Raw genomic sequence first — 15,640 nt, 5'->3', positions numbered from 1 at the left:
TATAAAGAAATTTTATACTAAGGTAAGTACGGTATTTCATTCTTTAACTACAACACGAGGAGATCAAGTTATATGACAATTGGAAAGAAAATTTATGGCGGATTCTTAATTGTTTTGCTTATTCTACTATCTTTTGCTGCCACTAGCATCATGCAGGTCGACAAAGTAAGTAAAGAATATCAAAATATGATTGATAATCGTATTAAGCAATCGCAATTAGCCAGCGCAATTCAGCTAGAGGTAGCATCACAAGGATTATTTGCAAGAGCGTATGTTTTAAGCAATGACGAAGTTTCACTTTCCAATTTAGAAGCAAAACAACAATTGTTAAAAGACCGCGTCGACGAATTATCTAAAATGGTTTCTTCTGACGAGATGAAAGGCTATATCAAACAAATACAAGATACTATTCCATTATTTGACGAAGGTGTATCAAAAGTTATTGACCGTGTAAAGAAAGGTCAAGAAGACCAAGCAGTTGTATTGATCAATACTGTAGTGAATGATGCTAATAGAACCATTAACGAAGCGGCTGAAGGTATGGTCACTTACCAGGATAAGCATATTGCACTGGAACGCAAAGTATCCGAAGAGGCGACGTTAATGTCAAAGCGTTCACTAATACTAGGCACTATTGTTGATATAATATTAGGACTCATTATTGCAACAATTATTAACCGGACTATTTCCCGCCCTGTGAGAAGACTCGCAGAAGCAACCTCTATCATTGCCGATGGTGACCTTACGAAGGAAGATATTGTTGTCAAGTCAAAAGATGAGTTAAGAGATTTGGCAAACTCTTTCAATACAATGAAGCAAAATTTACGTAATCTAATCGGTAGTGTGAATGATAATGCGCTTCACGTGACCTCTGCTGCAGAGGAGTTGTCCGCTAGCACAGAAGAGGTGGCAATAGCTTCAAAAGACGTCAGTAGCAATATGGAATCAATGTGGAGTGGTTCTCAAACTGCGGCAGCAGCTGCAATGGAAAGCTCACTAGCAATGGAAGAAACAGCGTCTGGGGTTCAACGTATTGCGGAATCCGCACAAGGACTGTTAGAGAATGCAATAGATACAGAGAAACTAGCCGGGGATAGTGTGAAATCTGTAAAATCGGCAAAAGAACAAATGAGTCTTATTTACGATTCATCTTATCAAACAAATGAGCTAATCAAGCAATTGAGTAAGCAAACAACTGAGATAGAAAATATCACAAAAGTTATCACAGATATTACAGAGCAAACGAATTTGCTTGCTTTAAATGCGGCAATCGAGGCAGCTAGAGCTGGAGAGCATGGAAAAGGTTTCGCAGTTGTAGCAGATGAAGTACGAAAACTTGCTGAGCAATCCAAATTTTCAGCTACACAAATTGTCAACCTGACGATGAATATCCAAAATGACACGAGAAACGTTGAACAAGCTGTTTCGGAAAGTCTGAAAAATGTGGAGCATGGCGTTCAAGTCATTGAGGACGCCGGCACCGCCTTCTCGACAATCGTGAGTGCAGTCCAAACAATGAACGGTCAAATCGAAGAAATATCTGCTGCTACAGAAGAAATATCAGCAAGTGCCGAGCAAGTCGTTGCTTCCGTGCATGAAATTGCTGCACAATCAACTACAGCTTCCACCCAAGCTGAACAAAATTCTGCTGCCGTCCAAGAACAGTTGGCGACAATGGAGGAAATCAATTCAGTCGCTAGAGATTTAAGCGAACAGGCTGTGAACTTACAGGATATTATTCAGCAGTTTAGGGTCTAGTTTTTGGAGGTGCCAGTTCAAACGATTTGTATATAACAGATTACAAAAAGCCCTGTAGATATTACTCCACAGGGCTTAACTATTTTATACAAACATACCATATTGGCAGAATTATATTAGAACCTGGTATCTCTGACTACGGTGTATGTGTTCCCATGTATCCATATGTTCCTTTAGGGAAAACGTTCCATTCACCGTTTAGGTTAAAGTTTTGTGAACCAGTATATATTTTAGATTTTCTAACAATGGTCCCACCATTTTTTAAAAATTGTTCTTGGGAATTAATATCTCCTAAAATATCTACAATGCGCCCGTTCTTCTTCAAAACAAAGGCTGTAACAGCATATTTATTTGGATTATAAATATCTAAAGAATCATCATTATAATATGTTGTTTTTGTAAGATCCATAAAATCATAAAAAATTCCACTTATTAGAATGTATGGTGAATTTACTTTATCAGAAAAAATAGGAGTTTTTGAAACTTGAATAGTTTTAGTAGCTTTTACATATTTATAAACTTCCAATTCATATCCAGTCAGTTCTGAATTCGTTATACCATTATAGTAAAGTTCCAATGCAATTCTTCCATCTCCACCATCCAGATATTCAGAAAAATATATTTCCGAAGTGCCTTGAGCAACTGAGGTAATATCTAATACTATTGCGGTACCATCATCTGCTATTAACCATACATATCTATCCATCGCGTTTCCTGTCCAAACATTCCCTTTTAATAATTCAGGATCGTGCAATACAAAATACCGTGTGCCTTCATATACCAAAAATTCACTCTGCCCGGGAAAATATTCACTTAGATCAAATGATATTTGATCTACACCTTGTTTTGTCACAACTTTTCTAAAACCATTATTTACAAGTGGTGCATTTCGGACGGTAACAGTTGTAGATGTTGTACCTCCTTTTCTATCGTCCGCTTCAATCGTAATCGTTGTCTCGCCAGCAATTGAACCTGGTGCAATAAATAAATTACCATTATTTATTGTTGCATTAGTAATGCCCAAATCATTATTAACAAGATTGTACGAAAGACTATCACCATCTGGATCACTAAACAATTGTGATAAATCAAAGCTTCGTGATTCTGTTATTCCCTCTGTAACTACTTGAGATGGAATTATACCTTCTACAATTGGATTTTGGTTACCGGATGGTTGTGGAGGAATAACCACAGATACACTTATTATTCCAGTATTCGCTTTTTTCCCAGAAGCAAGATGGGTTACTGTATATATAACTTCCGAAGTGCCGTTTGTTTGGATTTTACCATCCAAATCGTATATTACCTGATTTGAAGATGAACTTACTTCAATAGAGAAACCTTCTCTTACTGTAGGAAAAGAACTCGTACCCGCTTCTGCTGTTGGTGGAAAGAAAGTGCTTAGTATAGCGGCGGCCTCAGCGTTCACTATTTCTTGTTGTTCTTCCGCAATTGTTTGTACCATATCGATAGCTGTTTTGGCATTTGATAGTTCTTGAGTCACTTCAGTTGTAGTCGTGGCTAGCATAATAGCGTTTGTTCCAGTTGTCTTTGCAGCTTGAATAGTTAACCAGTTTACTGAACTATAGTCTGTTTCTATTTTGTAACCCATCAACTCTTCTATGGCTGAGGTTTTTGCCGTGTCTAGCTCGTTTTGTTGTTCTGTTTCCTCTTCCGCACGTGTTTTTACTGTATCGATAGTCGCTTTTGCATTCACTAATGCTTGAGCCACTTCACTAATAGTTATGGCTGTGGTAATCGCGTTTGCCCCAGTTGTTTGTAAGGATTGAATCATCAACCAATTTTCCGAACTATAGTCTGTTTCTATTTTGTAACTCATCAACTCTTCTATCGCTGAGTTTTTTGCTGTGGCTAGGACATCTTGTTGTTCTGTTTCCTCTTCCGCACGTGTTTTTACTGTATCGATAGTAGCTTTTGCATTAACTAATACTTGAGCCACTTCACTAATAGTCGTGGCTGTAGTGATTGCCTTAGTCCCAGTTGTTTGCAGAGATTGAATCATCATCCAATTTTCCGCACTATAGTTGGTTTCTATTTTATAACTCTTCAACTCTTCTATGGCTGAGGTTTTTGCCGTGGCTAGGGCATTTTGTTTTTCTATTTCCTCTTGGGAAAGTGTTTGTACCAAATCGATAGCTATTTTGGCATTTGATAATGCTTCGTTCACTTCACTTATAGTCGTGGCTGCTGTGATTGCGTTTATCCCGGTGCTTTTCGCGGATTGAACGATTAACCATTTTGCTGAACTATAGTCTGTTTCTACCTTATAGCTCGTCAACTCCTTAATAGCATTATTTTTTGCTATGCTTAATTTTCTATCTGCACCACTTTCGGAAGGTCCTTCGTTGTCCCCACCATTCACAGATGGATTGCTTGGAACTTCTGGTGTAGGGGTTGGATTAGTAGAGAAAAGTGCTTCTGCTTCCTTCACCTCTTTGGATAACAAAATTGAATAGTTTGTTTTCCCATTGTCGTAGGCTTTCGTAGCAAGGTCTAATACCTCATCCATCACTTTTCTTGCCTCTTCTATTTTTCCTTCCTTCCACAACCTCAAGACTTCGTTATTTTTCATATAGATTGTTACAGGAATTCGTAGTTCGTCTCTTTTTGCGTCAGACGGTTTTTTATATTTTTCTAACAATAGATCGCGTGGTGCTTTACCCGTAAAGCGGTATAAGATCGATGTACGGGAATCTAATTGGGACGATAACTTGTGATATGCACGTTCAACGCCGTCTAAATCCCCTGTAGCATGGGCATCTAACATTTCTTTTAATATCGGATCCAAATATTTTACCGCATAATTGTATGCATCAATATATGGTATGACTCCCTTGATGATTTTTTCCTCATACAATGCATCTAATTCTGTTATCTTTGCCTTCTGTTCTTTTGGAGAAAGTTTCGAAGATTGTATTTGTTGTTTTACCTCTTTATAATGCTTTTTCACATTATTCAGTACAGGATATAATTCTTGACTTGACTCTATTACACTTTTAAATGCGGGGTCTACATAATAGAGAGGAGCCTTTTTCATCTCTATTTTCAGAGCATCTATTGATTGCTGGATAGTCGTCTCTTTACCGTAAGTTACTGAAGTAAATGAGAAAATAGATGATGTGAGTAAAGCAGCAACAACGGTTTGTTTAACTATTCTTTTGTTCATTCTGGATGTCCTTCCTTCCGTATTTTTCTTTATTTCAAAAGTAGTGAAAAGTTCGATAGGCATGAACTTTTCACTAAAATTAAATGTTATTTAGTTTTTTGCAGAATTACTGATTCACCTTGCACTACATATTTTCCGTTCCCGATACTATACATTCCAGGAACATATCGATATACACGATATTGCTCACCTTTTTTCAAAATACGAGCAATTTTATTAGTTTTATTGATTTTTTCCCAAATAACAGTATCTGCTAAAATAGTGACTTTGCCGATTTGACCAGGACGGAGCTCCAGTCCTTTCCATATTTGCTTTTGTCGACTCGTCCCAGTAAGAGCATTTTTCTCAAGCATGGATTTGGAAGGTGTTTCGTAACGAATAGCGTTTGTTCGTTCCACCCAAATATCTCCGCCTAATCCAAGCATAGGTGAAATGTTATCATATGCTGGAACTGCTTGCCCTTCTTTCAATACATCCACTTTTTTCAATCGATTGTTTACAAGTTCATATACAGGTACAGATTTTTTAATGCTCAAGCAACCAATTGAACTTGCTGAAAGTGTGTCAGTTCCACAACCTTTACCATCAAAAAATGCTTTTGCACCATCCATGTATACGATTGAGAAGGTACTGAACTTAGAGATTGAAAACTCAAGACCTAGCTCGCTATCTTTTTGATAAGGAACCACTTTTCCTCTAACAATTTCTTTAGTCCCATCACTATGTTCAACAAAAATCACGAGGTTTTCCAACATTGTACCACGTGCTTTTGCATCTGTTGGCAAGCCTTCTTTCAATGGAAGTACAATAGAAACTTCTCTACTTTGCATATTTGTATCTATTTCCATTGGACGCCCTAAGAGTTGAACTGTTTGATTTTTAGCTACATCTTGGATTAATTTCTCTTTCTTTGCACGCTCTTCCACTAGATTTTGTTGTTCCTTAGATTTGATTGGAACAACTTTGAAATATAGATCTTCGTTAAATGTGGATAATGAATTAGTTGGAATCGAAATTACAGCGTTTTCCGTTGCTATTTCTAGTTTCATTTTTCCATCGTTTAATTGTTTTAATGCTGTCTTAGGAATCTCTACTACTACTTCAGAAACTTTATCATTCGTGTCTGGAATGATAATTCGTGCAGTATCAGTACCTTGCTGTTTTGCTTTATTTACAGTTTCTTTCGCGATATCCTCTGACATGGAAACGTGGTCTTTCACTTTTCCACTTGAATCTGTTGTACGAGTAATTGGTGTTTTTGTTAGGTTTGTCCCGTCTTTCCCATCAACGTCGACGACAATCTTTTCCGTGTTAGAAGACGATGATGACTGCCCTCCATTATCCTCACTAGAAGAAGCTGGGTTTTTCGTAAAGATTACTACTGCAACTTTTCCAAATGGTGTACTTCCAGTTGCCTTCACTCGGATTTGTACGGTTACATTTCCTGTGAATGTTGGGGCTTGTTCTGGATTATAGTTTATCCAACTAACACCCCCGTCAGTTGAATATTCCATTGTATTGTCTACTCCGATAAGCTTGTTTGTCACATCATCCCCATTTACATTTGGGGCAGATGGTGTTACTGGTGGAAGATTATTAGCAGTGAAGGTTACTGTTGTTATCTCTCCCGCCGGTATGTTTCCATTAGCTTTCACACGGATTTTTACTGTTACATTTCCTATAAATATTGGAGCTTCCTGTTCCGTATAAGTTGTCCAACTAATACCGCTATCTGTTGAATATTCCATTGTCTCGTCTGCGCCGATAAGTTTGTTTGTCACATCATTGCCACTTACATTCGGTGTTGACGGGGTAAAGAAACGATCAAATGCCATTTGGATTTCTAAATAATTTGCATACCCTTTTTCTGGTCGCTGATTTATCATCCATTGAGCGAGCTCCTGATACCTAGCGAAAGTAAAGTCGGGGTCATCTACTTTCTTTAAATCAAGTGCAAAAATATCCATACCATATTGAGGATAATCTAAAATAAGTTGACTAGATTCTTTTTGCAATAAACGTAGATTGACTAAGATATTATACATATCAACCTTTTTAATCACTCTATTAATTGGTCGATAAGTAGAAAATGTGGCAGTTAGGGTTTCAAGTATTTGATCTCTCGTAATTTGTGCATTTAAAAAATGAAATTTTGTTCGATAGGCAAAAATACTTTTATCGATATCAGACATGTTAACATAGGATTCACCCATTTGAGATAAAGACTCAAATTGATCATTACTAGGGAATATTTCCTTACTTTGTGCAAACATCGTAAAATAAGTTATTAAGTTATTATTAATACTATCAAGCTCTATGTCATCGAAAGCTATCATTGGAAAAGTAGCAAGATCTACAACATATTGTACTTGTGCCTTACTTTCATAATCTTCGTCTATTATATACATAACTGTTTCTGCTACAGAATTTTTTAAATCAGTTCCCCAACTTAAAAAGTCATTCGGAAGGCTCAAATCTAGTGCTGGATTTGTTATTGCAGCCAATGCATTCTCATTACTATTTGTTTTCTTAGCGGCATTCACCTTTTCCAAAGGTGTTAAATCATTAGAGGTAGAGTCAAACTTACTTACTTTAGAAGTACTAATAGTAATATCTTCATTATCACCTTCCATACCTCCATACTCTACAATATACCCCTCGACACGTTCTGGCAGACTATCCGGAAAGTCGTTCCATTTACCATATCCTGCTGGGTCATTGTTGTTCCAAAAAGCTCCGTCTGTACCTAGAATATGTGCGTAATGTTCACCACCACTATTATTAGGTTCACCGCGTACTCCATTGGTATCAACATACCAATTCTCATAACGACCATCTACCGAGGAACCATAACTTCCCCCTTGCCAAAATTGGGTACCAGTTTCAGGGCCTGTCACCCAGTACCACTGTCCTTCAGCTTGGTTTTGATTACTATAATTTTTGCCTGAGACTCTATTAAGTTCTGTATAATAATCGGATGCACCTATCCAACCATTTCCGCTAGTTTTTTCTTTAATAAAATCATTTTCTCCTTGTGTTGTAACTGTTGCTAAATAGCCCTTTCGACCAAAAAATGATTTTGCTTCAGCAGCTACCCTTGCTTCGGTCCAGGAAATCCCACTAGCTTTTATAAACTCATAGTAATGATTATTGTAAGAAAGGGAGCTTCCAAGATTGAAAGTGAATGTTCTATCTGAAATATTCTCTGATATAGTTGAATATAAAACAGAACGTAGTGCTTCTTGATAGTCTACTGAACTAGCGCTTCCTTTTAATACCAGTACACCGTTTGTTCGATTGAACTCACCAGTTATGTTTTCAGTATTAGTAAAATTAAGCTGATCACCACTATTAAAATTATTGATAACAATTGAAGCGCCATCTAATTCATCCGTTATACCTAAAATTTTTAAATTAGGATCAATTGAAACAGCTACTCCATTATTTCCAAAAGTTGAAGAATAATTAGAATTAAATATTCCTTTCGATTCAAATTCTATTTCTTCTTCTGATTCAGACTGCCTTTCTTCATGCAATTCAGTTGCAGCATTTTCTTCACTTTCTGCGCTTACTACGTCAATATTGTATGATAATAATGAAATTAGCATCATAGCGATTAGTATACATGCAAACATTTTTCTTCTAATCAATTGATATTCCTCCTAGTCTTTTTATAATAGTGCTATTTAATTATTTTAGCACTTTAGTCTAGACATTTTCTGAACAACGCTTACAAAAAACGACAAAAAATCCACCTTATCGATAAAATCGAGGTGGATTTAGTCATTTTTATATGCTTTTCATTAAATTTATTAGTTCTTCCTGTGGCTTTATCCCTAATTGTTTCCAAAGAGTAAGCTTATACTTATTATAAACTTCTAGTGCAGCCCGGTTGTTTCCTTGTTGAATATAATATTGAACTAACAGCTTTGTATATCGTTCTTCCCAAGGATCCATCTCTATTAGCTTTTCAATCGCTTCTTTCAATAAACTCTCTGTTTCCATAAAATACTGTTCAACGAATTTCTCTAAAAACTGGGCAACTCTTTTTTGCAACTGCTCTCGTTCTTCCATTGCCCAGTCATAATATTCTTCGGCTAAGTAATGATTCTTATATAAATCTATCAGCTTTTTTGCTTCTTCTGTTGCAACTTGTGTTTGGTTTACTATTTTTTTTATGACCTGCACATCACTATTAATCTCTATCGATAAGGAATAGCGCTCATCTACATACTTGACGGAATCATGATATCCATGATTTTTTAGTTCTTTTCGTAAATGATATACACTTGTGTGTAATGCTACGGATGCCTTATCTATAGTTTTTTCAGACCAAAGCTCTTCCATAATTTTTTCTCTGTGTACAGGTTTGTTTTGATGGATGAGATAGGCACAGAACTCTTTTACCTTTTTCGTTCGCCATTTGATAGGTTCCTGTTGGGGATCAAGTAGTCGGAAGCTTCCAAGAAGACTTGCTTTTAAAGATGGCTCGTGTTGAGGTGAAGAAACAGGTTGTCTATGCCGTTGTATTCGTTTCACGGTTTTTTCTAGGCGACTCTTTTCAATCGGTTTTAAAATATAGCCCACAGCATCGACATTAAACGCTTCTAGTGCATATTCATTGTACGCTGTAACGAATACGATATCCATTTGAGCATCCAATGATTCGATTTTTTCTGCTAGTTTTATACCGTTCATTTCTTTCATTTCTATATCAAGAAATAGGATATCAGGTTGAAGAGCAGACAAGTTTTCTAATCCTTCTAGTGGGTTAGAAAACTTGCCTATAATTTCGATTCCTCCAATTTCCTTTAGCATTGCTTCTAATAACTCGAGGGCCAACAGTTCGTCATCAACCAATACAGCTTTTAACATTTAATGTCCCTCCTTTTCAATGTGTATGAATGGAAATATTACTTCCACTATTGTTCCTCTATTTTCCTCGCTATTAATATGAATAGAAGCATCTTCATAATACTTCAGTCGTTTTTCAATATTTTGTAGCCCTACACCTTGTCCATTATTCTTTTCTTTATTCCAAATTTCTTTTAACCGTTGCTCTGATATCCCAGCTCCATTATCCTTTATTTGGAAAACAATCATTTCATTTTCCCTTCTTACGTTAAGCTTCACAGTTCCTTGGCCTTCCTTCGTTTTAAGACCATGAACGATTGCATTCTCCACAATAGGCTGCAATAGTAATGGGGGTATAAGACAATGAAATGGCTCTTCCATTTGTATTTCCCATACTAACCGCTTTGGAAACCTAGTACGTTGTATATTTACGTATGATTGAATCAAGGACAGTTCCTTCTCTAATGGTACAAGACTATGCGTATTTTCAAAGGAGAAGCTGCCTCTCATAAAGTTTGCAAAATCCGTAATCATGACACGCGCCTTATCCAAATCTATATAACTGAGTGACAGTATTGAATTTAACACATTAAATATAAAATGCGGTTTGATTTGCGCCTGTAAAAAAGCTACCTCCATTTTCACAGCGTTTTCGGACGATTCTTTCATTAGAAGTAAATTTCTTATTCTCGTTTTTAACTCCGATGTATCTAATGGTTTGTGTAGAAAATCATTCGCACCGGATCGGAACGCTGCAATCATATCTTCTGGACGAACAGCCGCTGTCAGCATTAAAACAGGAAGCTCAGAAGGTAGATAAGACCTCCTCAATTGTTGACATACTTCATACCCAGAAAGCCCTGGCATCATAATATCTAAGATGACAAGATCCACATCGGGATGTTTTTTCACCTGCTCCAGAACCGCTTTTCCACTATCGACTGCAATGATGAAATAGTTCTCTGTCATAAGCGTATCTATCAAAACTTTCAAATTCACATGATCATCATCTGCAATAATGATTTTTTTCCGATCCTTATTTTCAATCATATAAGGTAGTGGAAGAGTAAATGGTTGCTGTGTAGATTCGTTAAATTTCATTGCTTTCGGAAGCGAAACTGTAAAAGTGGTTCCTTTATGAACGACCGATTCTACAGTGATGGTCCCACCCTGAATCTGAACAAGCTCTCTTGTAACACTTAAACCAAGGCCTGTTCCTCCAATTGAATTGCTGTACTGTCGAAAAGGCTCGAATACGGTTTTTAAATTCTCTGGAGCAATTCCAATACCTGTATCACTAACTTCTATTACTAAATTTCCTCCGTGTTCGAAGCACTTAATCTCTACTTTCCCTCGAACAGTATATTTAACCGCGTTATCAATTAAGTTATATAATATTTGTCGCAGTCTTTCCTCGTCAGCTAATACAAACTGCCCCCGCTGGATATGATTAACGACCTCCACATCCTTGTCTATCATATAAGCGAAAGTCTCAACTACGACATGTGTAATAGCAAACAAATCCACGGAAGTAATACGGACACGCAAATCCCCTTCCTTCAACTTCGAAAAATCCAAAATATCATTGACAAGATTAGACAAACGCTGGGCAGTGCCTACGATTAACCCCATCTTCTCTTCCTCATCCACTGTCAAAGAAGACTTTCTGTTTTCTAGCATCGATTGAGAGATAGCTATAATTCCATGCAAAGGGGTTCGAAATTCATGAGAAGTCTTTGCAAGAAACCCATCCTTCAGCTTATCCACACGTAGAAGCGCTTTGGACAACTCTTCTTTTTTCAGGAATGAATCCATGAAACGATGGGAAATGTAAAGCGAAAGCATCGTTAAACAAATAAAAGGAAATAAAGGTGGCAATGAATTAAGCGCATAATTTGCCGAAACATTTAACGTTCCTATAGTAAAATAAATAAAGATGGTGAAGCTGCTAAAGATTAGATAAGAAGCACCCACTGCCTTTTTGGATATTGCAATACTTTGTAAATAAATGATATATACTAAAATAATAAATATATAAAGTGAATAGTAGATTTGTAGGCTAGAGTTAATCTTTACTGGCAAAAGGGCTGAAATAGTCAGCAAGATACTTAGCAAATACAAAAACTTCACTATTCTTTTATGAGCAAAAGGTTTTAAAGATATTGCAAAAAAACATAACATAAACAAACCTATCCAAATACTTGATAATGATTGAATTCTTTCAAAAACCGCATAAGAAATGGAAGGTAACAGCCCCATCAATACCTTTTCTCCATGAGAAACTGCATACAACACATTCACGAAACAAAATAGAGAAAAGAAAAGCTGTTCTGGACCTATCCTTGCGTGTAGATAAGAGCCTAAAAAGTAAACAAACATGGTTGAAAAAGCGGCAATAGTTATCCAATCATATGCAAGGGAACTTTCACGTAGTTTCCCTATACTATCTTGATCCCCTATTAGGATAGAGCCCAAAATCCCCCCACCCGATGCGTAGTCAAAATTCGCAACCTGTACAATCAACTCTATCTCATTCCCGTTGGGGGAAAAGTAAGAAACAAACGGGGTATTATGAGGTGTATAAGAAGAGTCTTCTGCAGGATTTCCGCTTTTACCTAACAGTTTTCCATCTATATAAACGGCATTCGACATACGAATATTAGTTGTTTTTATCCCTAACACTTCGGGCGAATCACTTAACAGGATTCTTAGGCGATAGGTTCCACTAGTATATTTGGGTACTTGTTCACCATCCCATTCGTAGTGAGTCCAGAGTGATGGAACTGGAACAAGATAGGATGGTTGCCTATCAAATGTAGAAGAGTCTACTAGCTTATTAGGAACAAACTCCCACTTCCCATTCATTTCAACTGGTTCGTTTCCATTAAAGTCGTAATTACGTAAATCTAAAACACCATCTATTGCTTTTGGGGAAACATTTTTATCTTTCACTAAGATAGAATTCAGGGCAAATCCACTTATGAATAAAATTCCTATGATGGCAACGATTTTGATAAAGTTTTTTTTCATGCTTTTTTGTTTCCTTATATTAATTATTTGATATGTTGATTGTATGTGGAAATGTCGGTTTATACAATGTTTTTTTATATTGTTTTGGTTCTTTTGTCCCTGTGCAAGATACAATTCAGACATTATTCTGAACTGTATCCTGCTGGGACATAAAAAAGCCCCCCAATCGATTTCTCGATCAAGAGACTTCCTCCTTCTCACAACCTGGCTTTCTCAATCCTTATTGTCAGAATCGCTTTAGAAGTATCGCTCTTCTCTTATAAAGGAAACGTCGGGAAAATCACTTCTAATGTAATTTTAAGGCAGAGAAAATGAATCAAAAATGGGCAAGTGACGTGACTGAATTCCATCTCTTTGGAGAAAAACGTTATTTGTCACCTATTCTAGATTTATGTAATGGTAAAATCATCGCATATAAAGTCATGAATCATCCAGTCTGCCAACTTGTAGGGAAATATGTTAGACGGAAGCTGTTCCGTGCCAGCACCAAGGAGAAGAAGTCATCCTTCATTCCGTTCAAGGCTGGCATTCTCAAACGAAAAAGTATCAACAGACATTACAAGCACCACCAATAAAGTAGTGACTAATATTGTAATAAACCAAAGTGTGAAAAATAGGGAATATATAGATTATCCCGAGACATCGGAGGAAAAAGAAACTTACAAACACTTATTTATGCCTGATGACGCAATATTCGAATACGCGGAAGTATACAAACATGACAGTATTCCAAAGTACGGTGATATATATACAAGCCAATAAATTGGTGAGAGCAAAACTATACATCCATCCTATTATGAGTACAAATCTAATCCATCGCGGTTTGTAGTAGCTTCTAAACATAATACGCAAGGCAAAAACGAAATGCTCTTATATTATCTTTCAATCGATACTAATCCTTGGGAAGAAGGCCATGAAATAATTGAATGCACAGAGTGACCCATTTAGGGTGTTTTTTTGTTGTTGCTAGGTCCCTGTGTAAGACACTATTCTGAATTGTGTCTTACACAGGGAACTTTAAAAAAGGAAAAGAGTATTGCCAAAGCAATTCTTTTTCCTTTCTTTTTTCTTTAGTCTAGGCTCGTCCACTCCACCTGACACCCTATTTCAAAACTTTACAATTGTCGTTTCAATATTGTTTCCGTATAAAAATAGTAAGTCTTCTACAAGTAAGCTTTTTCTTACGCTAAACTCATAATCCGATTCATGTACTGGTGGATCTGGTAAATTGAACAATTGCGTCGTTTTTCCTGTAGCAATATCGTATTTCATATATTGGCCTATTCTTGTATAAACTACGCTTTCTCCATTAGTAGTAGGAAAAAATACATTAGCAATTTGACTTTCTCCAGTAAATGCTCTTTTTATAACCGTTTTTGTTTCACCTGTTTTCATATTGTATAAATACACACCATCAGATTCATAGACGATCCAATCTCCTGCCACTTGAAAGTTAATCGGACTTTTCATATTTTCTAATATTCGGTGTTTTCCTGTCTTCACGTTATAAGCAAAAAATCTTACAACTTTATTTTTACTTGTATCTACCATTTTCCCATCAATAATTATTTTAATACCAATTTTATTCGTTTCTTCTTCAAAATCCGAAATGCCTTGATATATTAATTCATCCCCGCTCCATGGATTTAATGAATCTATCTGGGAATCTTCATAGAGAGGTATCATTTTATTTTTTTCTACATCGTAAAGATATTTACGTTTTTTCTTTGGACTTCTATCTTCATAATAGATAGAAATAGCGATAAACTTTCCATCTGGTTTTACACTCAATCGATAAATAAAACCATTGTCAGGAGCGTCCACTTTTTTCTGTTTCTTTGTAGTCAAATCATATAAGGTAATTGTCTTTCGACTGTCAGATGACCAGACAACAATGTTACCCCCTATTGACATATGCAAATCATTTCCAAGAACTTTAGAGACCTCATTTTTCTCCATATCAAATATTCTTACCTTGTTATCGTGCTCAAAACTAAAATAGCGACCACCTTTATAATCTAAATAGCGAATTGATCCAGGCGGAGCATCTCGGTCATTTCGATGTGCCTTAATAGTATCTGGAAGCGGCTGCCATCTTTCCATTACTTTTAAAGTTGAAAGTTTCGAAGTTTTTTTCGTTTCGAAACCTATTAATGCATTCAATTTTGCTTTAGATGGCGTCTCATATTGCACTAATTTGCTCTTTTGAACAAAGCTTTCTCCTCCAATCCCATATAAACCACCTTCTTGCCCTTTAAAGTTGTATACACGGTACTCGTCCCCTTTTTTCAAGGTACGAATAGTTGATAGAGAACCATTATTCGCGATTCTGACTAGTGGAGTATCATCTAAGATTGTGACTTTTCCAATCTGGCCAAGCTTTAGCTCCGTTTTTCCCCACATAACCTTTTGTGCCGCTTGTGCATTTAATGTTGTCGTTGTCGAAAAAAGAAGTAAAAATGCTATAAATGTATAAAAGAGTATATTGAATTTCTTTGCTGACAATTTATTTCCTCCTTATCTATGTAACAAGTTATCATATTACTATTTTTAAAACGTGACCTTGATGCAAGATTGTGTTTTTTAAAATTAAAAAACTAGATTGTATGAATTATATATGTAATTTCTTCTTCTCAAAAATAGTATAAAAGTTATACCCAGCATATAATACTAGGCAACAAGAAGCAATAGGGGATTGTATTTTGATGTAGTATATATAAAGTATCCCTGTGTAAGACACGTTCTGAATTGTGTCTTACACAGCGTTTAATGTTAAATAAGTCAAGTGTTAAATAAATAGATTTTTGGCCG

7 protein-coding genes and 1 pseudogene are annotated in these 15,640 nt (G+C 36.3%); 3 read left to right on the top strand and 5 right to left on the bottom strand.

From position 1 onward, the window contains the following. Positions 1 to 72 precede the first annotated feature (72 nt). Both FS486_RS20720 and FS486_RS20715 read left to right on the top strand, forming a co-directional pair. Positions 73 to 816: pseudogene (locus FS486_RS20720) on the top strand (HAMP domain-containing protein); the annotation flags it as partial. Then, entirely contained in the window at positions 811 to 1,758 is a 948-nt protein-coding gene (locus FS486_RS20715; protein WP_395940864.1) for a methyl-accepting chemotaxis protein, read from the top strand. The pseudogene FS486_RS20720 and the gene FS486_RS20715, both read left to right, overlap by 6 nt. A gap of 136 nt (positions 1,759 to 1,894) precedes the next feature. On the opposite strand, the gene FS486_RS15905 is transcribed toward FS486_RS20715, so the two are convergent. The 4 genes from FS486_RS15905 to FS486_RS15890 all read right to left on the bottom strand — a co-directional run bounded on the left by FS486_RS15905 (position 1,895) and on the right by FS486_RS15890 (position 12,829). Then, positions 1,895 to 4,945, bottom strand: coding sequence for an albumin-binding GA domain-containing protein (locus tag FS486_RS15905; RefSeq protein WP_144512748.1), 3,051 nt, complete (start codon positions 4,943 to 4,945; stop codon positions 1,895 to 1,897). An 86-nt stretch (positions 4,946 to 5,031) separates the two neighbouring features. Beyond that, positions 5,032 to 8,595: a DUF4073 domain-containing protein gene (locus tag FS486_RS15900; RefSeq protein WP_144512747.1), complete on the bottom strand. Its 3,564-nt coding sequence runs from the start codon at positions 8,593 to 8,595 to the stop codon at positions 5,032 to 5,034. Between the two features lie 139 nt (positions 8,596 to 8,734). After that, entirely contained in the window at positions 8,735 to 9,820 is a 1,086-nt protein-coding gene (locus FS486_RS15895; protein ID WP_144512746.1) for a response regulator, read from the bottom strand. After that, positions 9,821 to 12,829 (bottom strand): hybrid sensor histidine kinase/response regulator, encoded by a 3,009-nt coding sequence (locus tag FS486_RS15890; protein WP_144512744.1) that lies wholly within the window; start codon positions 12,827 to 12,829, stop codon positions 9,821 to 9,823. A 477-nt stretch (positions 12,830 to 13,306) separates the two neighbouring features. Here FS486_RS15890 and FS486_RS15885 point away from each other — a divergent pair, with 477 nt between their 5' ends. Beyond that, the gene (locus FS486_RS15885; RefSeq protein WP_144512742.1) at positions 13,307 to 13,591 is read left to right on the top strand and encodes a hypothetical protein; all 285 of its coding nucleotides are present in this window, start codon (positions 13,307 to 13,309) and stop codon (positions 13,589 to 13,591) included. A 345-nt stretch (positions 13,592 to 13,936) separates the two neighbouring features. On the opposite strand, the gene FS486_RS15880 is transcribed toward FS486_RS15885, so the two are convergent. After that, positions 13,937 to 15,334 carry a WD40 repeat domain-containing protein gene (locus FS486_RS15880; protein WP_144512740.1) on the bottom strand — a complete coding sequence of 466 codons (1,398 nt, stop codon included), beginning with the start codon at positions 15,332 to 15,334 and terminating at the stop codon, positions 13,937 to 13,939. Positions 15,335 to 15,640 lie beyond the last annotated feature (306 nt).

This window comes from Bacillus sp. FJAT-22090 (assembly GCF_007676755.1).
Lineage (GTDB): Bacteria > Bacillota > Bacilli > Bacillales_A > Planococcaceae > Psychrobacillus.
This window is presented reverse-complemented; position numbering and strand designations above follow the sequence as displayed.